At 59.1% G+C, this 23,788-nt stretch carries 15 protein-coding genes; 12 read left to right on the forward strand and 3 right to left on the reverse strand.

All coding sequences use genetic code 11. The annotated features are described in order from the left end of the window. Nucleotides 1–2: 2 nt before the first annotated feature. Entirely contained in the window at nucleotides 3–638 is a 636-nt protein-coding gene (locus LC490_RS14275; RefSeq protein WP_223620584.1) for a thioredoxin domain-containing protein, read from the forward strand. Between the two features lies 1 nt (nucleotide 639). Beyond that, entirely contained in the window at nucleotides 640–3,411 is a 2,772-nt protein-coding gene (locus LC490_RS14280) for a type 2 lanthipeptide synthetase LanM family protein (protein ID WP_223620585.1), read from the forward strand. A 197-nt stretch (nucleotides 3,412–3,608) separates the two neighbouring features. Here LC490_RS14280 and LC490_RS14285 read toward each other — a convergent pair whose 3' ends face one another. Together LC490_RS14285 and LC490_RS14290 are read right to left on the reverse strand one after the other, a co-directional pair. Further along, a complete protein-coding gene (locus tag LC490_RS14285; RefSeq protein ID WP_255610913.1) occupies nucleotides 3,609–5,759 on the reverse strand; it encodes a copper-translocating P-type ATPase in 2,151 nt (716 codons plus the stop codon). Beyond that, nucleotides 5,756–5,974 carry a DUF2933 domain-containing protein gene (locus LC490_RS14290; protein WP_343223018.1) on the reverse strand — a complete coding sequence of 73 codons (219 nt, stop codon included), beginning with the start codon at nucleotides 5,972–5,974 and terminating at the stop codon, nucleotides 5,756–5,758. Before LC490_RS14290 ends, LC490_RS14285 begins: the two co-directional genes overlap by 4 nt. A 130-nt stretch (nucleotides 5,975–6,104) precedes the next feature. On the opposite strand from LC490_RS14290, the gene LC490_RS14295 reads away from it, so the two are divergent. Next, entirely contained in the window at nucleotides 6,105–6,386 is a 282-nt protein-coding gene (locus tag LC490_RS14295) for a DUF5676 family membrane protein (RefSeq protein ID WP_223620587.1), read from the forward strand. A gap of 145 nt (nucleotides 6,387–6,531) precedes the next feature. Here LC490_RS14295 and LC490_RS14300 read toward each other — a convergent pair whose 3' ends face one another. Then, nucleotides 6,532–6,882 (reverse strand): hypothetical protein, encoded by a 351-nt coding sequence (locus LC490_RS14300; protein ID WP_305067583.1) that lies wholly within the window; start codon nucleotides 6,880–6,882, stop codon nucleotides 6,532–6,534. Between the two features lie 217 nt (nucleotides 6,883–7,099). Between LC490_RS14300 and LC490_RS14305 the strand changes: the two genes are divergently transcribed. The 9 genes from LC490_RS14305 to LC490_RS14355 all read left to right on the forward strand — a co-directional run bounded on the left by LC490_RS14305 (nucleotide 7,100) and on the right by LC490_RS14355 (nucleotide 23,226). After that, entirely contained in the window at nucleotides 7,100–7,294 is a 195-nt protein-coding gene (locus LC490_RS14305; RefSeq protein ID WP_223620588.1) for a hypothetical protein, read from the forward strand. Next, a complete protein-coding gene (locus LC490_RS14310) occupies nucleotides 7,287–7,781 on the forward strand; it encodes a hypothetical protein (protein WP_223620589.1) in 495 nt (164 codons plus the stop codon). Before LC490_RS14305 ends, LC490_RS14310 begins: the two co-directional genes overlap by 8 nt. A gap of 965 nt (nucleotides 7,782–8,746) precedes the next feature. Next, entirely contained in the window at nucleotides 8,747–9,784 is a 1,038-nt protein-coding gene (locus LC490_RS14320; RefSeq protein ID WP_223620591.1) for a DNA cytosine methyltransferase, read from the forward strand. Between the two features lie 16 nt (nucleotides 9,785–9,800). Next, a complete protein-coding gene (locus LC490_RS14325) occupies nucleotides 9,801–10,253 on the forward strand; it encodes a very short patch repair endonuclease (protein WP_255610914.1) in 453 nt (150 codons plus the stop codon). 26 nt (nucleotides 10,254–10,279) lie between these two features. Next, nucleotides 10,280–13,264: a hypothetical protein gene (locus LC490_RS14330; protein WP_223620593.1), complete on the forward strand. Its 2,985-nt coding sequence runs from the start codon at nucleotides 10,280–10,282 to the stop codon at nucleotides 13,262–13,264. Then, nucleotides 13,257–19,343 (forward strand): DEAD/DEAH box helicase, encoded by a 6,087-nt coding sequence (locus LC490_RS14335; protein ID WP_223620594.1) that lies wholly within the window; start codon nucleotides 13,257–13,259, stop codon nucleotides 19,341–19,343. The genes LC490_RS14330 and LC490_RS14335 overlap by 8 nt, the downstream gene beginning before the upstream one ends. Before the next feature lie 1,212 nt (nucleotides 19,344–20,555). Further along, entirely contained in the window at nucleotides 20,556–21,278 is a 723-nt protein-coding gene (locus tag LC490_RS14345) for a hypothetical protein (RefSeq protein ID WP_223620596.1), read from the forward strand. A gap of 15 nt (nucleotides 21,279–21,293) precedes the next feature. Next, entirely contained in the window at nucleotides 21,294–21,761 is a 468-nt protein-coding gene (locus LC490_RS14350) for a restriction endonuclease (RefSeq protein ID WP_223620597.1), read from the forward strand. 118 nt (nucleotides 21,762–21,879) lie between these two features. Continuing rightward, a complete protein-coding gene (locus tag LC490_RS14355; protein ID WP_223620598.1) occupies nucleotides 21,880–23,226 on the forward strand; it encodes an ATP-binding protein in 1,347 nt (448 codons plus the stop codon). Nucleotides 23,227–23,788: the final 562 nt, after the last annotated feature.

Genomic DNA, 23,788 nt, shown 5'->3' on the forward strand with positions numbered 1-23,788 from the left:
ACGTGAAAGGACCGTGGGTCTGGATAGGGGCATCGGCCCTGGTGGCGGTGCTCGCGGTATCACTGGGCTTCGTGCTGATGGCCGCGGGCCGTTCCGAGCCCTTGCAGGGGATGCAGGTCGACGACTTGCCGATGCTCGGTCGCGGCGATGCGCCGCACGAGATCGTCCTGGTCACCGATTACGGCTGCCCGGCGTGCAAGCGCTTCCATGCCGAGATGCTGCCGCGGCTGATGGCGCGCTTCGTCGACAACGGCGGCGCCAAGATCCGGGTGCTGGCGTTTCCGATCCGCGAAGGCTCGACCGAACTCGCGCATGCGGTGACCTGTTTGCAACAACGCCCCGGCAGCGACACGAGGGCCTTGTACGACCGCGTCTACGGACAAGACCTCACCGGCATCGCCGGCATGGAACTGGCCCAGCGCCTTGCGCCAACGGAAGGCCTCGATGCCGCCGAACTCAACGCCTGCATGCAACGCCCCGACATCGCCCGCCGGGTCGAGCAGCAACGCTATCGCGCCATCGTCCACGGCATTTCCTCGGTGCCGACCGTGGTCATCGACCGCGTCGCCCTGAGCGAACCCTGGACCTTCGCCCACTACGAGGCGGCGATGAACGCCGCCGCCACGGAAGCCCGATGACATGAGCAGCCTGGATTTCGATCGTTACTACATCGCCGCGATCTGCCGCGCGGAAGCCGAGGCCTTGCGCGGCGAGGTCGCCGCCTGCGTCGCCGCAAGCGGTTTGCCGGCGGCGTTCCACACGCCGATCGCCGACGGCGCCAGCGACTATCTGATGCAACGGCTTTGCTGGATGTTCCAGAAGGTGTTCGTGTTCGAACTCAACCGCTACGCCGCGGCCGCGCCGAAGCACGACGGCGCAGCGGTGGCGCCGACCGCGGTCGGCGACCCGGTGTTCGTCGCCTTCGTGCAGGCCATCGCCGGCGGCGACGCGGCGCGCGAACTGCGCGAACGCTACGGGTTTCTGTACCAGCGTGCGCAGTGGTTCTGCGCCGGCTTCATCGACTTCTTCGGCGAGCACCTGGCTCATTTGACCGACGATCTTCCCGCCTTGGCGGCCTTCGGCTTGCACTCCGGCGACGCGCCCTTGCGGGTCGAGTTCGGCCAGGGCGATCCGCATCGCAGCGCGCGTGCCACGGTCCGTTATCGCTTTGAGCGCATCGACCTGTACTACAAACCGCGCGGGTTAGGCCTGGACCTGCTGTTCGCACGCTTGCAGCGCCTGGTCGACGAAGACATGGCGGTGTTGGCCTCGATCGACCGAGGCCATTACGGCTGGCAACTCGGCGTGCGTGGCGGCGGCGCCCAGGGCAGGGCGGCGGCCGAACGCTTCTACCGTTCGCTCGGCGTCTGCACCGCGGTTGCGCATGCGCTGTGCGGCTCGGACCTGCACTTCGAGAACATCGTCACCGACGCGCAGGGGCAGCCGTTCTTCGTCGACGTCGAAGCCTTGTTCACCAACACCGCGCGCATCGACCGGCAGCCACCGTCGGGCGTGCCCCTGCTCGATGCCGAGCGCGAGCTCGACCGGCGCCTCGGCGAGTCGGTGCTGTCGGTCGGCGTGGTGTCATTGCGCCGCACCCGCGAAGGCGTGTTCTCCGGCGCTGCGCAAGGCGACAAGGTCGCCGCGCCGGTGTCGCGCGAGGTCGCGGTGGACGCCAAGACCGCGACCATGCGCCTGTCGCGGGTGCAGGAAGCGATCCGGATCGACAGCCCAGTGCCGCGGGTCGACGGCGAGCCGGCCGCATTCGCCGCGCATTTCCACGGCTTCAGCGACGGCTATCGCCGCGCCGCCGCGGCCATGGTCGAACATGCGGACGACATCGAAGCCCTGCTGCGCGACAACGCCGCACTGCGTTCGCGGCAGATCCTGCGCCACACCTATCTGTACGGCCTGTTCCTGGCCGAGACCACCCATCCGGCGCTGGCCGACCCGGCCAAGACCGACGCCTTGTTGCTCAAGCTGCGCCGCGAGGAAGCCAGCAAGCCGTTCCTGCGCCATCTCTACGCCAGTGAACGCGAACAGATGCTGCAGTTCGACATCCCGTACTTCGAAGCCCAGCTCGATAGCCGTGACCTGCTCAGCCCCTGCGGCAACGTCGAAGGCTTCTTCGAGCGCTCGGCGCTGGAGCAAGTGCGCGAACGCCTCACGCGTTTCGCCGACGAGCGCTGGATAGCGCGACAACTGAGCTATGTCGCCACCGCGCTCGGTTGCGAAGACGCTCCCGGCCTGCAACAAACCGACATCGCCGACGCCGTGGCCACCGTACTCGCCGAGCGTGCAGTGCCAGGGGAGGGCGACGGCAGCGTGCTGTGGACCTATAGCCCGCCGGTCGGCACGCCCGGCGGCGAGTTCGCGATCATGCCGATGGGTCCCGACCTCTACACCGGCCTCGCCGGCCTGCTGCTGTTCCTATCGCGCCGCTGCGCGCACGGCGCCAGCACCGACGACCAAGCCCTGACCGAACGGCTCATCGCCACCGGCCGCCGCATCCTGGTCGAACGCAGCCCCATGCTCGGCAGCGGCGCCTACTCCGGCATGGAAGGCTTGATCCTCAGCCTGAGTGAAGCCGCCGGCGAACGCGGCGACCACGAACTGTCCTCGCTCGCGCTCGAAACCTTCCTCGCCCGCGAACCGCAATGGGAGCCCGCCCGCCACGACCTCATCGACGGCGCCGCCGGCATCGCCCTGGTGGCCCTCGCGTTGCGTCGCCAACACCCGGACCCCCGCCTGTTAGGTGTCGCCCGGAGACTCGCCGACCGCCTGACCGAAGCCGCCCGCGACACCGAAGACGGCCCCGAATGGTGGCTGCACGGTGTCGACCGCTGCGTCACCGGCTTCGCTCATGGCGGCAGCGGCATCGCCTTCGCCCTGATCCAGCTCGCGCGCGCACTCGGCGACCCGAACCTGCACGAACTCGCCTTGCACGCATTGCGACGCGAAGATCGGCTATTCAATTCTGAGATCGGCCTATGGCCGGACACCCGCATGGACGAACCGCAGTACTCGCTCGGTTGGTGCAATGGCGCCGCTGGGTTTTTGTTGGCGCGGGCTGAAGTTTGGGGTGACCTTGAAGCCTGGCAGCGCGAGCATGTGCGCACCGCGTTCGCGCGCAGCGTCGAGTGGTTCGGACGGTTGCAGGACGATTCGTTGTGCCATGGCACCGCGGGGGTTCGGCTGGCTTTGGCCAAGGTCGCGGACAGGCGCGGGTTCGCTTTCGAGCCGCCGCCCGGGCCGGCGGCAGCCGAAAACGTCTACTGCGCCGGCTGGAACCACGACGGCGGCAATCTGGGGCTGATGGTGGGGCTGTCCGGTGCCGGGCTGGCGCCGTTGCAAGGGCATCGTCATGGCGACGGCGCGACGCACCGGTTCTGCCCGCTGACTTTGAGCTAGCGCGGCTTTGCGGCTCATGCGGCCGCTGGAGATCCAGGTCGAAGCTTGGGTTTCCGTACGGTTTTCGACCCCGCAACCGCGCAGGGCGCGAAACCCGGGAGGCGATAAAGACGGGCGTCGAGAACCGGCGAAAATCCAGCACTCGTTCGTCCGTCGTTCCGGTCGATCACCCGGGCGATTGCCGGGAAGCACCCCGGCTAAGGACGGTAGCGCAGCCTCAGCGCGTTGCCGATCACCGAGACCGAACTGAGGCTCATCGCGAGCGCCGCGATCAGGGGCGACAGCAGCATCCCGGTGAACGGGTAGAGCAGTCCGGCGGCGATCGGGATGCCGAGTGCGTTATAGACGAAGGCGAAGCCCAGGTTCTGCCGCATGTTGCGCACCGTTTGCGCCGACAGCTCGCGTGCGTGCGCGATGGCGCGCAGGTCGCCCTTCACCAGCGTTATGTGGCCGCTGTTCATCGCCACATCGGTGCCTGTCCCCATGGCGATGCCGACATCGGCTCGCGCCAGCGCCGGTGCGTCGTTGATGCCGTCGCCGGCCATCGCGACCACGCGGCCTTCGCGCTTGAGCGCTTCGATCAATTCCACCTTGCCCGCGGGCGTGGCTTCGCCGACGACTCTGCTGATGCCGAGCGGGCCGGCGACCGCGTGCGCGGTCGCCCAACCGTCGCCGGTGGCCATAATCACTTCGACGCCGGCCGCGCGCAGCGTCGCCATCGCCGCGGGCGTGGTCGGCTTGACCGGGTCCGATACCGCCACCGCCCCGGCGAGGCGATCGTCGATGGCTACCAGCACCACGCTCGCGCCTTTCTCGCGCAGCGGCGAGGCTTGCGCTTCCAACGACGCCCAGTCGATGCCCGCGTCATCCATAAGCGAAGTATTGCCGAGCAGCACGCGCCGGCCTTGCACGCTGCCGCGAACGCCGGAGCCGCGTATCGAATCGAACGCTTCCGGTTCGTGCAATGCGATTTCGCGCCGCCGCGCTTCGTCCACGATGGCGCGGGCCAGCGGATGCTCGGAGACCTGGTCCAGGCTGGCGGCCTGGCCGAGCACGGCGTCGGCCTGGTGGCTTCCGGCGGCGATGACCCGCTCGAACCTCGGGCGACCCTCGGTGAGAGTGCCGGTCTTGTCGACCACCAGGGTGTCCACCCGACACATCGATTCGATGGCGGCCGCATCTCGGAACAGAATCCCCGATTTCGCGCCGCGACCGGTCGCCACCATGATCGACATGGGCGTGGCCAGCCCCAGCGCGCAAGGGCAGGCGATGATCAATACCGCCAGGGCATTGAGCAGGGCGAAAGTCCAGCGCGGTTCGGGACCGAACAGCCCCCACAAGAAGAAGGTCGCGACCGCGACTGCGATGACCGCCAGAACGAACCAACCCGACACCGCATCGGCCATGCGCTGCATGGGCGCGCGCGAGCGTTGCGCCTGGGCCACGAGCTGCACGATCTGGGCGAGCATCGTCTCGCTGCCCACCCGTTCGGCGCGCATGACGAAGGCACCGGAAGTGTTGAGCGTCGCGCCGGTGACCTTGTCGTCCACGCGTTTGCCCACCGGCATGGGCTCCCCGGTCAGCATGGACTCGTCGACGGCGCTTTCGCCCTCCAGGACGGTCCCGTCGACGGGCACCTTTTCGCCGGGACGCACGCGAAGGCGGTCCCCCACATGCACATCGGCGAGCGGCACGTCTTGCTCGCTGCCGTCGTGGCCGAGGCGGCGCGCCGTTTTCGGCGCGAGCCCCAGCAACTGCCGGAGCGCCATCGAGGTTTGCGAGCGGGCCTTGAGTTCCAGCACTTGCCCCAACAGGGTCAGGGAAACGATCACGGCGGCGGCTTCGAAATACAGGCCCGGCCGGCCGTCGTGCATGAGAGAAGCCGGAAACCGCTGCGGCACCAAGGTCGCGGCGACGCTGTAGGCGTAGGCCACGGCCACCCCCATGCCGATCAGCGTCCACATGTTCGGACGAAGATGCCGCACCGATCGCACCGCGCGGACGAAGAACGGCCATCCTCCCCAGACGATGACCGGGGTGGCCAGCGCCAGCTCCAGCCCCGAGCGGATGGACGGGGCGAGGCCGGCGAGCCGGTCGGCGAACATCGCCAGGCCGAGCACCGCCAGGGTGAGAGGCAGGGTCCAGCGGAAACGCCGGCGGAAGTCGCTCAGTTCCGGGTCTTCTTCGCTGTCGAGGGTGGGCACGACCGGCTCCAGCGTCATTCCGCAGATCGGGCATTGGCCCGGCTGGGCCTGGCGAATCTGGGGATGCATGGGGCAGGTGTACACCGTCGTACCCGTCGCGGCAGGCGGGGGCGTTGCCGGGCGGGAGCCGTCCTTGGCGATCATTGCTTGTGGTTTCCGCTATCGCGATGTTCGGGCTTGCCGTGCCGGCGATGCCCGAACAGGTGCATGAGCGGGCATGCCAGGATCAACAGATAGGGCAGAACGCCGAAAGCGTGGGCGGCATGACGCGTCAACAGGTAATAGACCGCCATGACCGCGATCGTGAACGCGGCGGCGCGCCAGATCCGTTTTCCGATGGGCGCAGAGGGAGTAGCCATGACGACGCCATTACGCATGCGGATGGGCTGTATCGTCGTCCGGCCCGTGCGCGCGGTATTGATCGAGATCAATATGCGCGTTCGCGCTCGCCGCATGCTTCAAACAGGGCGATGGCCTGTGGAGGCAGCCATGAAACCGATCAATCCCCTGGGCCTGGGCCTGACCTTCGCCATCACCGCGGCAGTGATGAGCATCCTATGCGCCGTATCGGTAGCCATTGCGCCCGAGCAGACGCTGGCCGTCTTCCAGAGCTGGTGGCATGGCCTGGATGTGACGACGCTCGCCCGCACCGCACCTCCTGTCACGCCGCAAAGCGTCGCCGTCGGCTTGATCACGATCAGCGCGTTCGCGTTCCTCGTCGGATTCCTGTTCGCCGTGGTGGCCAACCTGGTCTCCAGAAAGCTGCCCTGAGCTCGATGCCTTGAACTCGCTGCCGCTGCGAAGCAGGGCGGCTGCGTGTGGACAGGACAGGCTGAATCGCCCATCCAGGTGTTGTCCGCTGACCTTGCAGGCCGCCCGATCGAACCGGGGCGGGCCCCGCGCCGACGGCGCATCGTTATCGAGGCAGAATATCCGCAGCCCCTTCGCCGGACTTTCCCTGAACCGATAGACCGGCGTCGCCCGGGTTGAGCCAGCCGGCCACGGTGCGGCCGGCGAGCATGCCAAGCAGCTGCGCCAGTACAAACCCCAGCACATCCTCGGGACGGATACCGGCGAAGGTCTCGGTCAGCGAGCGCGCCAGCGTCACCGCAGGATTGGCGAACGAGGTGCTGGCGGTGAACCAGTACGCAGCGAAGATATAGCTCGCCACCAGGGCTGGAACCGCCGTGGGGCGGTGGCGAATGCCCAACAGAATGGTCAGCAGCAAACCGAAGGTGGCAACCGCCTCGCTGATCCACTGGGGCAAGCCGGTGCGGGCATGGGTGCCCGGTTGGACCAGGGGAATGCCTTCCTGTGATCCATGACGCGATCAAGGCCGGTCATCTCGACACGTTTCTGGTAGGTCGCCGCAGATTCGCCAAGCCGTCTGCAGTGCAACGTTGGGTCGACTACTTGGAAGCCCAGAGCAACGCTGGCAGGCCGGTTATGTATCGCGCACGTTGTGGCGAGCGGAGGGCGCAGGGATGAGCCTTAATACCGCAGCTGAGCACCTGAGGGTGCAACTTCCCGACATGGGCGATGGGCTCGCCGGTGCCTTTGTGACCCTCTACAACGGGCCCGATGCGGCTGCGTGCGAGATGTTGGCGATTCGACTGCAGGGCGCAGCAAGGCATGTCATGCACCTCGGCGAATTGCTTCGGCAAGATGGCCATGAATGAGCGTGGTAACCGCATCCCGGAGCGTAAACGGGCGAAACTCACCGGTCGAGGAAAGGGTCACAGCATCCTCCGGCTGCCGCATTTCCTGCTCGACTCTGCGGAGTTTTCCCGCCTTTCTGGAAATGCGATCAAGCTGCTCCTCGATGCTGCCACGGAATTCAAGGGCAGCAACAACGGCAATCTCAACCTTGCCTGGAGCCGGCTTTCACAAAGAGGGTGGGTCAGCCAGGGAACGGCGCACCGGGCCAAGCACGAACTGCTGTCATCGGGTTTTCTTGCATGCACACGGCATGGCGGTAAAAACCGTTGCTCTCTTTATGCCATCACGTGGGAGCCGATCGACCGATGCCAGGCCGTGCAACTTGAGGTTGCGGCGCAGCAGGTCGCCTCTCATCTCTGGCGCAAACCTTGTTCCGAATTCCGGAATCAACTGCTCCCAAAATCGGAGCAACCCGACCAGATACCGTGGTCGCAAGAAGTTGATTGATCCGATAACAGGAGTAGTCAGGCTCGTTTCCAGGCTGGATTGCTCCGAAATCAGCACACCTCTTTAGTTCTACCAAGGGCATGGTTCAAGACAAGCGGGCAGGGGGTGGGTAAAAGTTCAGCCTCTCTGACCTATGACACGTGCCCCTACAGCTAATTGCGCACCCGCGAAATTGAGAAGGGGGGGCACGACGACGAACGCTAAAACCAACTGCTGGACAGGACATGAGAGGCAGGAAACCCCAGCCAACGCACCTCAAGCTTCTTGACGGCAACCCCGGCAAGAGGCGCATCAATCGAGCCGACCTATTAACGCCAGGCGATCTCCACGCAGCACCAATATGGCTCTCTGACGCCCAACGGGATGGATGGACCTACGCGGTCCTCTATGCCCAACCGGGTTCACTGAAACTTATAGACCGATCCTTGCTCACGATCTTCGTCGTAGCCGAGGACCTGTATCGTCAATCCATCGAGGCGTCTGTACAGCAAGGCTCTGGTGCGCTTTCATCGACGAGGAAGCAGAAAATCCAAAATATGCACTTGGCCATAGCAAACAAGCAGGCCCAGATAATCATTAAGGTCGCCGCAGAACTTGGGTTCACTCCCTCAAGCCGTGGCCGGAGCCCGGTCCAATCATCAAGCACAACTCCCGACAGCGCCTTCGCGCAATTTCGGCGTGCAAAAGTGCCTCCAATAGTCCCCGCGTCGTGATGGTCATTCTTGACGGTTAGGTTGGCGCTCGAGCGCACCCTGGTCGACGTGGCTCAAACCATTGATCGCACATCCGGCGGCTCGAAAAGAGCGACGAAAGCCCCGAGGATCAAGCGGTTTGCCTTTCAACCCATGGTGGCTAAAAAATCCCTGTGACCTATGGCTATCCGGCTGGATAGCTGAGCTCGGCTGCACATGGCACAATCCGACTCAAGCGGGAAAGGGGGCGTAGGCGTGGGCAGTAGGAAGCGAATGAGAATTGCGGCCGTCGACCTGTTTTGCGGAGCCGGGGGGCTAACTCACGGTCTGGAACAAGAGGGAATTCCGGTTATTGCGGGAATCGACTTCGATCCCGCATGTCGTTACGCGTATGAGACCAACAATAAAGCACGGTTTCTTGAGCGCGACATTAGTACGGTAACCGCGGACGAGTTGAATCGTCTTTTCGGTGATGTAGAACTGAAGATCCTGGCGGGATGCGCGCCATGTCAACCTTTTTCCACGTACGCGCAACGCTATGAGCAAGACGGCAACGATGGGAAGTGGGGGCTCTTGTACGAATTTGCTCGATTGGCAGAAGGGGTCAGCCCTGACGTCATCACGATGGAGAACGTCCCGACTGTTGCGAAGCATGGCGTCTTCACAGACTTTGTCGACGCACTTGAGCGCCTGGGTTACAACGTCTGGTTTGGTGTAATCGACAGTGCTCGGTTTGATGTCCCACAAACGCGGCGACGAATGGTCTTACTTGCATCGAAGCATGGTCCTATCGAGCTAGTTCAGCCAGAAAAGTTCAAACCAAAGACCGTCCGGCAGGCAATTGGTCGATTGCGTGCGTTGGCCGCCGGCGAGACTGCTACGAACGATAGGCTGCATGCCTCCTCGGCGCTTTCGGAAAAGAACCTTCGCCGCATAAGGGCGTCCAGACCGGGAGGAACCTGGCGAGACTGGCCGCGGCATCTCGTAGCTGATTGTCATAAGGCAGCGACAGGCCGCACCTACTCCGGGGTTTATGGGCGTATGGAGTGGGACAAGCCTGCGCCTACCATGACGACCCAATGCTACGGATTCGGCAGTGGCCGCTTTGGACACCCGGAGCAAGACCGCGCAATCTCGTTGAGGGAGGCGGCAATCCTGCAAAGCTTTCCGCGCGAATATGCTTTCGTGCCAAAGGATGGCGAGGTGCAATTCAAGGTTCTGGGGCGGCTGATTGGCAATGCGGTTCCGGTGAACCTCGGTCGGGCGATTGCAAGAAGCATCCACTCACATTTGGCATCGATCGTGGGCTGAGCGACGGGTCATGCCAATGGGCTCTCTCCCTCCGACCACGCAAACCAGTCGCCGCATGGCGAGGGTTCGGCAGAAGGACACCGACATTGAGCTGGCCTTGCGAAGGGAGCTATTTCGGAGAGGGCTTCGCTATAGAGTTAGCTACCAAGTGTTACGCAGGCCGCGCCGCATTGCGGATATTGCGTTCACAAGATTCAAGATAGCGGTTTTTGTAGACGGCTGTTTCTGGCACGGATGCCCTGAACACGCCACCTGGCCGAGTCAAAATTCTGATTTTTGGCGAGAGAAGATTGAAGCGAATCGCCTCCGTGACCGGGACACGGATATGAGGCTTCGTGAAGCGGGTTGGTCGGTGCTGCGCTTCTGGGGGCACGAGTCACCGATGGATGTGGCAACTGTCGTAGCTCGTATAGTCTGTGCCGCTAAGGAAAGACGAGACGATGCTGCTGTAGGCAGAAAAATTAGCTGAGTTGAAATTCGCCCGGGGGGGAGTGAATGAGCGATTGGCAGGGATGGGGGCTTCAGGCATGGAACGAAAGGCTACTGTCATACTTCTTCGAGCGTCGCGAGGATCAGCAGGCTCCCGTGACAACGCTGCTGGTTACGTCGGAAACGCTCGCTCGCGTCACCGGTGATTCGGGCGCCGATCCTGAAGGAGCGCGCGATGCGTTCATCAATGCAGTCCGAAACGGCATTCGGACCCCGAAGAGCCTTCTAGAGAACGCCTCGAACTACCAAGGGTGGCCAAATCCGCCACCCAGGGGCTCAACGCCACGGTTTGTAGCTCATTTGCTCTTCACCTGCGTTGCTGCGTCGGAGTCATCCGATGACCTCGGTAACGAAGATTCCTTCATCGCCCGACTGCGGGAGTTGACCGAAAACCAACTTCCTGGGAACTCACTTCAGGATCTTCCTCGTCTATGGGCGAATCTAGCCCGGTGGTTGGAGGGAAATGAGGATAGATATCGTCGGCTTCTGTTGCCAAATCCGGGTTCTTTCACGCGTATTGGACACACCGTAAAACTCGCATTTCCAGATAGACGAGATCAAAAGCAGTTGTCAGATCTTTTGGATCGGGCCGGGTTGGCTGGCGTCGAACCCCCAGTTGGTCGAGTTCTCTCCGCCGTTGCGTTGGATCGAGCCAAGTTTCGGCCAGCATTCCAAGCCGCGTTCGATGAGTTCAGGTTGCAATTTCAAAAAAGTGGTGTGCACACGCAGTCGTTGTTTGATCATCGGTTCTGGACTGCCGTTCGCGAAGCCGCGCTCCGGGGGCGCGGCCATTCTGATGATTTGACTACCGCTGTTCGAATCTCGCTCCTGGCTGACGAGCAAGATGACACTCTCTCGATTTTTGCCGTGGCGGATGCGGATGCCCGCGGGGCGATCGATACGGTCAACTTCTTGGATTTGCCGTTCGCTTACGGCTCTTGGGCATTCGGCCTGGTACCAAGCGCAAGAGACAGCGTAGATGAAGAGGGGCTGTCAAAAACGGCGACATCTATCTTGAGTGGAACGACAAGACTGCCAAAAGTGTCAAGCCAGGTCGATCAGGGGCTTCTCCCTTTTGTCGAAGAGGCCCACGGATTCTGGGAGTTGGCAGCCAGAGAGCAGCTCGGCGAGGCCACATTAGTTCTAGTTCGGCAGGACTTGCTCAGCGACTTTGGTCGCCTCGTATGCCCCAATGGGCGCGTTAGCAAGTCCCACTACGAGGGGTGGGTACAAGTCAGGTGTTCATCGATACCAATCCTTTCGTTCGCAGAACTGAGCGGAACGTCTCTTGAGCGAGCGTGGATACTTCAAGAGTCATTGGCGCCGGTGTCCATTCGCCTTGCGGGTGGCGTTCGCGCAGACGACGGCTGGCTTGGGGTGCGCGAAGTCCTCCCAAGGGTTGTCGCAATTGGTGTGTCAGACATGCTCATGGACGGAGAAAAAGGCCGCGAGACGCTCGAGAAAGTTGATGAGTCAAGTTGGAAATTGCCGAGTCGTGATATGAGCGGAGAAATCACGCTCGTCGCCTTGCGGGATGGTCATGCGGAAGCACGACGCTCCATTCAGCTCGTTTCAGCGCCCGGGAGCGAAGCGTTTAAGGGCCCAGTTGAGCCAGATGCGTGGATCGTTGAGGGCGCTGGGGCGACGACAACCTTGTCAAGCTCGTACCCATACGCCGACGACTTCTGCGCAAAAGACCAAGTTGTATTAGCAGAGCGAGTAGCTTATCTGGGCGCAGATGTCGGTACGTTTTGTGTGAATCCAGATCTGGCTACTTGGCGCGTAATCCATTTCGGTAACCAGTTCATTGGAGCGCGAGGAACTGGCTACACATCGGAAATTCATCCGAAAACACAGGTCTCTGACGCCAACACGCGAAGTCGCTGGCGGACAATGCTCTTCAAGAGTGCGCCTTCCCGCTTGGATCCAGGGTTTGACCGCGCGCGGCGCAGCATTAAGGGAAGAGCGATCAGCCAAGACCTACCGAAAGTAGACCTTGAGCAGGTCGTCCCCGAGATGAGCCCGCTGATTCTTCCGGTCCCATCAGACCGAGCCAATCGGCTCGTGAAAGTTTTGGCCGGCCGAGCGTCGTCACGCAGTGGAGTGCCCTGGCGAGAATGGACGGAACTTGCGCTGCGGGTATTGCAGGTCGACCAGTCCAGAATGGAACTACTCACGCGCGCTTGGGAAGAAGCAGGGCTGATTGATGTCGCATCTTCCGCGAGATGGAGGCACCAGGCTGTCTTTGCGAGGCGCCCGGTGTTCGTCGGATTCAAGGTGGGCGAATTTACAGGAGCTAGTCTGGCCGGCCTGGTGCTGCCTGCTACCCAAGACGAGGTGCGCAGAGCCGCGGCGAAACGAGGAGCCCTCGTAGAAGAACGCCGCTCTGTTTCGGAATTTGTACCGAGCACGGTCGCACTGCGACTACATAGCGTCGAGGACTTAGAGGCTCTCGGGAACACCCTTGGGTTTGCGGTCCGTTGGCTCGATCTGGAAGGTGTTTTCGGCCAGAAGATTCATCAGCATTCTGTGGCTTCCTTGCCTCCAGAACACTACGAAGCCAATACGCGGTGGCCTCGATGGTCATTGACCCGAGGCGAAGTTGCCGACATTGAATTTCGACACTTCGTTCGGAAAGACAAAGACAAACCAGATTTCTGGGTGGCATCAAGCAATGGAGCGACCGCCTGGTCATACAGTCTAAACGTCGCAAGGTCTTGGGCTGCTGTGATGACCGGCGATTCCGTGCTTCGAGATTCCGCAGGTCATTCTTTCGAGGCGAATCACGCCTTTATGCCCCTTCGGTTGGCTCGAGCAATTGGCGTCATGGGTATGGGCAGGTCTGGACCCTGTTCTGGCGGTAGCTACCGCTATCCAATTGGATCTCCGCTCCTGCATCAATTTGTGGCTGAGACGTTGTTCAATGCTTTTGACCTATCAACCGTATCCACTGCAACGTTCATTACGGGCCACAGGGTGATTCATGTTTGATCCGATCGGTGGCTTTCTTCGAGTTCGTGAGTTCTACATCACGTACCTGGAAACGGCGTTTCGCATTCGCGACGATGGTGTGAGCCGGGAACGCCGCGCACTCCTTGAAAGTCCGGGTACGCTTTGCACAAATCCATTATTGGAACCGATGCCTAGGTACAAATCAGTGCCATGGGAGCTGCGCGATCTACCTGCGTTAAGTGAAGGTCCGTTATCTCACTTTCCGAAAGAAGTACGTCAGACATTCTGCCGGCTCGCTGCAGCTGGTTTATTCGATAGCGACGAGGTTCACCTGTATGAGCATCAGGCGACGATGCTTCAGCGAGGTACTCACCGCGGTCAACCCGGTGTCGTCACCTCCGGTACAGGCTCTGGCAAGACTGAGTCTTTCCTCCTTCCTGTGCTTGCAGAAATCGTTCGCGAAGCAAAGGAATGGAATGCGCCAAGCGATTCCTATCTGAAGAGAAGATGGTGGCACGACAGCAATGGGAAGCCCTTCGAGTCCTACACGGCCATTCCCTCGCAAGACCGTCCGCTGAAACGCAACCCTAATGCTAATCCATTCGTGCCGCATCGCGATGGTGAGCGCCGGGATGCTGCCATACGCTGTCTAGTGCTCTATCCGATGAACGCATTGGTTGAGGACCAGCTATCAAGGCTAAGGAAGGCTTTGGATTCCGACGAAGCCAGAGCCGTCTTAGAGGAGGAACTCTCCGGAAACAGGATCTTCTTCGGCAGATATACCAGTGAGACGCCAGTAACGGGCTTCAATGTCCATCCCCGCAACGCGCCAGCAGCCGATAGCGAGCGCCGTGGTGGGCAGCTGGAAAAGCTATTCGAGTCGATGGTCGAGTTCGAGCGAACGCAACGTAAAGCTCGCGAGGACTTCACCGATGACGGATCGAGGGACAGCAGGTTTCTGTTCCCTGCAGCTGATGGTGCGGAGCTGCTATCAAGATGGGACATGCAGGCTTATCCGCCGGACATATTGATTTCGAACGTCAGCATGCTCGGCGCAATGCTGAATCGAGAGGTTGACGAACCATTGTTTGAGAAAACAAGGCAATGGTTGACATCAAACGATGATGCGTATTTTTACCTCGTCTTGGACGAGCTTCACCTACAACGCGGTGCCGCGGGAACAGAGGTCGCCTACCTTGTCAGACTCTTGCTGCACCGGCTCGGCCTGAGTGAACCAAAGCATCGCCACAAACTACGAATCTTGGCCTCAAGTGCTTCGCTACCTGTGGAGGGCGAGGAGGGGGCGCGAAGCCAGCAGTATCTTTGGGACATGTTCGGAGACTTTGGTACGTGGGAAAACTCTGAAACGCGTGCTACAGATCAGGAGGGCTGGAAGGCAGCCATCGTGCAAGGTGCGCCAGAGCCAGAACATCCAAAGAGTCGCGCGCCCCTGGCAATCCAGCCCTTCGTTGATTTTCTTCAGGCATATGGTGGGAGGGCAGCGGAGCCTGCCTGTTCGACATTCGTCGGTGACCCTCCGATCATTGAGGGTGCATGGAGAGCTGTCGCGGCAGAACTGGGATTAGCGGACGACGGCGAGATAGATCTCGTTATCCGTGAGTCGATCGAAGAATCTGGTCGCAGGCTCGCCGCGGCTTGCTGGTCCCCGGCGGACGGCCGCCCGCGAGCCGTTGCTATCGATAAGTTGGCGTTGGACTTGTTCGCCACTGAAAGGCCGAATATCGATGCGATTCGCGGCCTTCTGCTGGCGCGCGGGTTAGGTGATGCATTTCCTCGATGGTTCAAGAATTCCCCGCCAATTGCTTCGCCATCCTTTCGGCTTCATACCTTCTTTCGCAGCATTGAGGGCATGTACGCGCCGCTTGACGGTGGCATTAGCTCCGAGGCAGCGTTTCAAAGCGAAGCAAGGAAAATCGGCCAATTGTCCATTGAGCGGGCAGCTAGCACCGGAGTTGATAGCGCTTCGGCAGGGGTAGCGAAGCCACCGTACCGCCTACTTGAACTGCTTTACTGCGAGTGCTGCGGAGAGCTCTACGTCGGCGGCATGCGGCGGAAACGTAGCAACAGTGAGTCTGAGCTGTTACCGACCGAAGCAGATCTGGATGGTCTTCCCGATGCTGCTACGGGCCAAAGATTTGAAGATCTTTCTTTCGAGAAATACTGCGTTTTCTGGCCGACGGATCGGGCCAAACCCTCCGTCGCAGCTACCCGAGGGAACAGCCCCGAGGATTGGGCAGCAGCAAGCCTCGATCCTATTACCGGCGTCGTTAAAGTGATCGGCCCGGGGCGCACTCCGCCAGATGACCACGTGCGAGGCTGGCTCTTTCAAAGAAACAATAGCCAGGATCGACACAGGCGGACAAATCAAATCGCAGGCACCAATGTTCCGTACGCATGCCCCGCATGCGAAACGGACTATTCACCTAGACGAGGTGACGGCAGCGCTCGTCTCTCGCCGGTTCGTCACTTTCGAGCTGGCTTTGCCAAAACAACTCAGCTACTAGCAAGCGATCTTTTTCACTTGCTAAAGCTGCATGCGGACTCGCCAAAACTTGTCTCGTTCTCGGATAGTCGTCAAGACGCTGCGAAAGCGGCCCTGGATGTGGAGAGTCGTCACCATGACGACGTCCGCCGCGATGTCTTGGTGAATGCCCTTCGAATTTTTGCGGAGACTCTGGGTTCAACTAGCCAATACGATGATCAGCTGACAGATCTGCGACGACAAATGGTCGAAGCTGTTGATCAAAATCGCGACGATGAAATTGCCAGAATCTCAAGCGATATCCAACGAGTCCGCTCCCTGAAGACGGATGCCGAGGAGGGGACTGTTCTCGTTAGTGAAATCCTCGAGAACCCCATGAAATCTGGGGAGTTCTCCGGTCCGCTAGAAAACCGCTCGTCACTCCGGCCGCTGATCCGGGAATTCGTCCGGCTTGGCATACATCCGGTCCATCCCGCGGGAACGCAGAGATTCAAGGCTGACGTTGATGGAGAAACAAGATGGTTCTCCTGGAATGAATTGTTTGAGATGAGAGGCGATGCCTATGACTGGCGTGATGATGCGCGAGATCAAAAGCACTTAGACGATGCGAGAAAACGTCTCGTATCACAGATGCAAAAGCTAGTCACGGAGGTTGTCCTCAATCGCACATATTTTTCCTTGGAAGAGGCAGGGCTAGGATATCTCTGTGTCTCAAAGGCGCCGCACGGAAATGTCGCGGGTGAGTTCGAACAGATCAACGCTTTTATCCGAGTATTTGGAGATGCATATCGTCTTTTAGACAGCCCGTATGACCGTCCGCCTGACCCGTGGCAGGATGAGAACGCAATATTTCCAACCAACAAGGTAATGCGGTTTGCGACAGCCCTGTGGGGGGGCGATGCGCGTAAGAAGCTGGCGGGTGTTCTCAAGCATTTGGGGGATGCCGGTCACCGAGGCGGGCTGCTAGCCACGGCTGCCCTTAGGGTCAAGCTGACCTCCGGAGAGGACAGGTTCTGGCGTTGCGTCAAGTGCGGACGCGTTCACCTGCACAGAGGCGCAGAGATTTGCACGCGATGCTTCGCACCATTGCCAACCGAATCCAGCGGGCTCGTTAGAGAGCTCTGGTCAGGGAATTTCCTTTCTAAACGACTTGTCCGAGCGGGGTCAGGTGCTTTCCGGTTGCATTGTGAAGAGCTAACTGGGCAAACCGAAGACGGCCCTGATCGTCAGCGAAAGTTCCGCGGAATCCTGTTCCCCAGGTTTCAACCGCTACTTGACGCAAGTCGAAAGAAGATCCTGGACGAAGACGGCAACGAAATTCTTGTTGCGCACGACCCTCATTTCCTCCCGCAGAAGGAGGAGATCGACATCTTAACCGTTACGACGACTATGGAAGTGGGCATTGATATCGGCCCCCTCCAGGCTGTGCTTCAGGCGAACATGCCGCCGCAAAGATTCAATTATCAACAGCGTGTCGGTCGTGCCGGACGTAGACGTCAGGCGTTTTCCTTTGTCTTGACGGTTTGTCGGACGAAGAGCCACGACCTCTACTACTTTCGAGAGCCAGAAAAGATCACAGGCGATGTGCCGCCACCGCCATTTCTTACCAAGGACCTGCCAACAATTGCCCGCCGGTTTCTGCGCAAGTGGTGGCTGAACTCGGCATTTGCTACTATGCGAGCCGCTAGCTCGCCTTGGCCGGCGGATCAAATGAGTCCGCCAGATATCCATGGCGAGTTCATGCCCACGGATGTCTATTTTGCAGATGGCTGGTCCGAATCCTTGCAGGTTGCCCTAGACAGTACCGAGCAAGATGCGCGGGCTTTTGTCGACCTAATGTGTGAGGGCTCTGTACTACGTGCCGCTGATGTTTGGGCGGATTCAAAATGCTTGCTTGAGGAAATTGCTCAACTTGAATTGCGGAAGGAGTCGAGACGAGATGGGCTGGCGCATTCTCTTGCGGAGCAGGGCAATCTTCCAATGTACGGGATGCCAACTCGCGTTCGAAATCTTTACGTAAACACTCGTGATGCCAGGGCTTCGCGCCAGACTGAGTGGACGGCGATCGATAGAGACTTGGATCTCGCGGTGTATGAGTTCGCCCCAGGATCGGTTCTTGTCAAGGACAAGCACGAGCACTTGTGCGTCGGGTTCACAGGTCCACTGCGTAGTTTTCTCTTCAAAAAGCCGCCAGGAATTCATGTGGATCCCATGTCACCGGCCTTCGGTGATCCATTCTGGATGCTTGAGTGCGTGAGCTGTGGTTCTTGGTTTCGGCATGACACAAAGCCAGTCGACGACATTGGCGACTGCGACTCTTGCGGCGAGCCACTTTCACCCGAGCGTTCAAACGAGTGTAGGGAGCCGCTTGGTTTTCGCACGAACTTCCGGCCTTCCACCGATGCGAACAGTGATGGGCCAAGCGGTCGACATCGCTCTATCCAGTCAGAGACCATCAATCTCAATTTTGGCGAAAGTTCTGGGTCCAATTTGAGCCTAAAGATTGGCTCCCCAGTACGAACGTATCGGCTAAATCGAGGGGCATTGGATACGAACACCCCGGGCAAATGGCTCGGGTACTCCGCCTCGCTTGGCGAGCAAGTTCTGCGGCGTCGGCCGAGAGAAGCATTTCTCAACAATCAAATGATTGCGGACGAATTCATTGGTACGACAGAGGCGCCAAATGATTTTTCGCCGTACGGTGGCGCGAACGCTCAGGCCATCAATGGAGTGTGGCTAGCTGCGCCTAAGACAACGGATTCGCTCTATTTCGCGCCCTCAGTCGTCCCGCCAGGCCTGAGCATCGAGCGGGTCGTAGGACCGCGTACGTTGGACGGTCGTCACGGCCTGGAGGTGTTAGACGCACTCGGTAGAACCGCGGTTCGAGCGTCGGCACTTTCGGCGACTTTCATATTGGTAAATCGAGCTGCTCTGGCACTGGACGTCGATCCAGAAGAATTCGATGTTATCGAACCAAGGCTGATGCGGATCGCGGGAGGTGCAGCCGTTCCGGTTTTGCAGATCGCTGACCATCTGGTCAATGGCGCTGGATTTTGTGTGGCGCTTGAACGTCGCGATCAGGAAACGGGGAAATCACTCATTGGCTCACTGCTTGCGTCGGTTTTGAACGATGGTGACCAGTACCCACTCATAGACTTTCTCCGCGACGATCACGAGAAATCATGCGAGCAGGCTTGTTATCGATGCCTGTTGCGGTATCGCAACCAGCCTTATCATGGGCTGTTGGATTGGCGGCTCGGCATGTCGTTTCTACATGCATTGGAAGTCGGCACCTATAAGTGTGGACTAGATGGTGACTTCGCTAGCGCCGCGCTCCGCACCTGGCCGACTCTGGTCGAGCAAGATGTGATGCGCCTGCGCCGCCAGTTTCCAAGGATGCAAGCAAAGCAGTTCGGTCAGGTTTGGGGGGTGAAGTTCGATGGTGTGCCAAGTTGGTGCCTGATATCTCACCCGCTTTGGGATCCTACGCAGCCGGCAGGTTTACTTTTGGAGGCTGTAGATTCGCTTGATGGTGAACCGCATGTAATCGCGGATTCCTTCAGTTTGGCGCGACGGCCATGGACCATTCGGAGCGCTCTGCTAGAGCTGAGGTGACCTTGAATCTACTTCCACCTCCTCTAGTCAACGTGACGGTGCCAGACGTTTTTTCTCCCTCTGCTATTGGATCGGCTCAGGGTTGCGCACTAAAGCTCATCGTCATGTCGTCGCGTACCAGCGAGCATATGGAGCGGCTGAGTGTCGGACCAGATGCTGCAATCGGAATTTTGCTCCATCGTGTTCTTGAGCGTGCTGGGCGGGAGACTGAGTCTAGTGAGGAAGATATTTTTGAGGATGAGTTGGCGAAGGCCGTTACCGCGTTGAGGCGTGATCCGCGGAAAGCCCACTTCGCGGATCTGTCGTCCACGAAGCCACTAGCCGAGTGGATCAGGAAGCGGGCGTGGGTTCTTGCTCGAGCTCGTTCTGTTCGCCCTACGTCGAACGTTGGCAATGTCGGGTTGACAAAAGGGGGTATGCCGTCTGTCACTGGGGCTGAAGTCACTCTCGAAAGTCAATCTTTGCGTCTTCGTGGTAGCGCAGATCGAGTGCGGCTGGTTGGGCATAGACAAATCGAAGTGCGCGACTTCAAGTCAGGAGTTACGCTTACAGAAGACGGCACAATTAAGGAAGATATCGTCCTGCAGCTACAAGCGTATGGTCTTCTCGTGCTTGAGCAAAGGCCGGGTTTCGAGGTTCGCCTGGTTGTCGACGATGGGACGGAACGAGAGATCCCGTTCGACAATAATTCGAGGAGTGAAGCAAGAGCTAGGCTTGAGCGAATAACCGGCAGCATGCCGCGGGCCGGCCAAGTCTCGGCGGCGTCCGTCGCCCGGGCTGGTCAAAGTTGTTGGGGGTGCCCGGTGCGCCATGTCTGTTCCTCCTACCGAGAGATCGCTCCTCACTGGTGGAAGCGGCAACCCTCAGACATCGACAGGCTTCCGAGCGACACATGGGGCACTGTTATCGAGTCCTCGGAGAGTGGGACGGTTGTCTTGAGGGATTTCGCAGATCGACGGGTTCGAATCAGCTGTATCGATGCTCGACATGGCGTGATCAGTCCTGGGGAACGTGCCTTTTTTTTTGGGCTTGAATCTTCCGGTTTGACTCGCGGATTCGATGGCGCGCGTTACCACCCGCGCTCTTTTCATGAGCTGCCTAGGGATCGATTGGATCGTCGAGCCTGGTCGTTGAACATATTTTTAGAGACCGGTGACGTGGCAAACGTGCCAGGCGTTCTTAAGTCCCCTGAGCATTGAAAGGACAAATGCGATGCCAAGAGTTGTGCCTTTCAATCAACTTCCACTAGCAGACCTAACTGTTGATGCCGTTTATGAGAGCGACCTTGGTGGTCGGCTGTCGGGGGAGCCGATTTCAAAGTTGCTACCTGGATCTGGAAACATGGGGGGCTTTCGTGTCGCAGGCCGCGGCAGCTCTAGAAGCTGGGTAGTCTTGTTTACAACGGGAGAGGATCCAGACTGGCCAGACACTCTGGACCTCAGTACGGGGAAGTTCGATTACTACGGCGATAACCGCGAGCCCGGACACGAACTGCACGAGACCCGTGCAGGTGGAAATAAGGTGCTACGCCACGCATTTGCCAATCTTCATGCTGACGACGGGGCCAGGTCTGCGATTGCTCCGTTTTTTGTGTTCAAGAAATATCCAACTTCCACTGGCGCGCGTTCAGTGCAGTTCAAGGGACTGGCAGTTCCTGGATACCCTGCGCTATCTGCGACGGAAGATTTGACGGCTGTATGGAAGTCGTCTGCAGGACAGCGCTTCCAGAATTACCGCGCGACATTCACGATCCTTAATGTCCCAGTCGTAAAACGAGCGTGGATTGCAGATCTCGCTGGCGGTGAACCGTCTTCAGAGAACGCGCCAGGTGCTTGGCTGGCCTGGAAGCATTCTGGAAAGTATCTGCCTCTGGCGGCCGCGCCTAATACGATCATTCGCACTACTGAGCAGCAGGTACCAGATGCCCTGCTGTAAAGTACGGTTTTGCGATTGGTCTGGAATCATTTCAAAGACGCGCCGATCGAATTTGAGGCCTTTGCTGCGCGCATCTTTCAGATGATCGATTCTAGAGTCATCGTGGACGAGGTCACCAGAGGAGCTGTGGATGGCGGAAGAGATGCCGTCGGGCGGTATCTGCTTGGTCTATCAGAAGATCCGGTGTATGCGGAATTCTCGCTGGAAGCAAAGTGTTACCGGCCAGCCCTGGACGGAAAATCACCGAATACCGTCGGAGTCAAGGAAGTTTCCCGGCTAATTTCGCGAATCAGGCACAGGCAGTTTGGAGTTCTTGTCACGACGTCGGCGATAGCAAGGCAGGCTTACGAGGAAGTTCGAGAAGACAAACATCCGATCGTCTTTATTTGTGGCCGCGACATTGCCGAGATAATGATCAAGCGGGGTTTCAATACCGTCGAGCGAGTTCGAGCTCTCCTCAATCAAGAGTTCAACATGCTGTGATTGGTGGCCTTGCTCGATACGCTATGAAGGTAGGGTCGATCGGGTTTTGGAGGTGCTATTAACCCCCGGCGCCGGTTCTGGTTGGAATATGCTCAACAACGGTGGAGAACGACGCGGCATGCCTAAATTAGACAAGCTCAACTATCGAACATGGGATGGGGACGAGCAGGTCTTGGACTTCATCGGCTCGCTGCCGCTCGAGCAGGGGTTCCATACCACGATACTGACTGGCAGAAACGGGTCGCACAAAAGCACGATTCTCCGCGAGCTGGTTTCGGAGCTAGCCGTTCCTCAGCACAGCGGCCGCTTGCAGCTCGCTACTGGGTTCAGTCGCGCGGGACACCCTGTCAACGTTATCTGTGCATCAGGCTCAGTCGCTGATCGCTTTCCTCCAAAAGAGAGCGGCGGCCGTTATACCGAATTTTCCGTGCCAAGTTACGTCTACCTTGGGCAGCGTGTAGGGACCAACCTTCTAAGCAAGAAGCAACCGTTAGAGACGGCGGTAGCATTTGCTCTCGACAAAAGCGTTCGCGATCGTTTTCACTGGCCCTTCTATTCGAGGGCATGCCGATTTGCAGGGATCAAGCCGCGACTAGATCTGACCTTTTTGACAAAGGCATCCGCAAAGCAGGCCGGCGATCTTTGGGGGGTGATTAGCAGTGTTGCTGCAGCTGACTGGTCCAATGCAGAAGGGCCTAAGCATGGGCGCTCTCTCTCGCCAGCGGTCGCCCGTTATCTGTTGAATGAATTCCCGCGTGAAGATTTCATGGAACTCGAGCAGATCGTGCGGGGTAGAACATCGGGTCGAATAAGGTTGATCCTCGGTGAGGGCGGCCCCGAATCCCAAAGCGGTGGTTTAGGCGCCATTAGGCTAGGGCTGTTGGCCAACGTACTGAGTTTGCAAGACGCTCGAGTTAGCTCAAACGGCCACAAAAAGACCTTTTCTGCATTTGATTTGAGCTCGGGCGAATATCACATGCTCACGACAATTGTAGGATTGGGTTTCTCAGTTAAGCCAGAAGCAGTGGTTTTGATAGACGAGCCTGAGAACAGTCTTCATCCTCAATGGCAACAGGAATTCATGGGTGCGCTGTTTGAGATATGCGACTTCATAAGAGATGGTCATGTGGTTATATCCACGCACTCGCCGCTGATTGTGAGTTCAGTCCGCCCTGGAAGCACGGTTGTGGATCTTGCGCGTGCGGACGAACCAGAGGCGGTTACTGCTGATCTCTATGGCGCGTCTGCCGATGACATTCTATTTGAGCAGTTCGGAATTGCATCAAGCAGGAACCGAAAAATCATTGATGTCGTCCAGCGCGGCGTGGATCTGATTGAGCGCGGACAACGGAACAGCGTGGATTTCGAGGAGATGGAAGGCGATTTGAGGGTACTAAGAGAGCGCCTACGCGATAACGATCCGCTTGTTGATGTGATTGACGCAATGCTTGAAGTGGATCGTTAAACGATGAACATTGGATTTCAAAGCATACATCCGGCGCCGCTATACCCCGCTGGACTCGACGCTACTGCATTGTCCATTTATGCATGGGCTAGCAAGGCTGCGGATGTAGTGACATTCAAGCAATGTCTTAAAAGCGACTTGCGGAAAGTTCAATTAGGCCGTTGCTGTTATTGCCGACGAATGTTGCCTGATTCGATGGCGACGCATATTGAACACATCGTTGAGAAGTCTGTGCACCCCGAGTTTACGTTTGAAATTCGGAATCTGGCACTTTCATGCGTGACGTGTAATTCAAGGAAGAACGCCCACTTTCTGCGCCTGTGCGGCGCGCTCAGCAAGCGCGCTAGCAAGAAGGCGACATCAAAGGTTGCTGTTCGACGGTGCCCTACTTTGTCAGCATCGATCCCAACTCGTTCCCCCTTTCCCGTGGTTCCGAGCGCTTATCGTTGGGTTCATCCGCACTTTGACCAGTACAGCGCGCACATAACCGTTCAGCGAGGTTGGTTTTTTAGTGCGGTCAGCGGGAAGGGCTTTCGAACTGTTCGCGGCCTCGAGCTAAATG

The organism is Lysobacter sp. ESA13C, from assembly GCF_019970005.1.
Taxonomy (GTDB): Bacteria; Pseudomonadota; Gammaproteobacteria; order Xanthomonadales; family Xanthomonadaceae; genus Lysobacter; species Lysobacter antibioticus_B.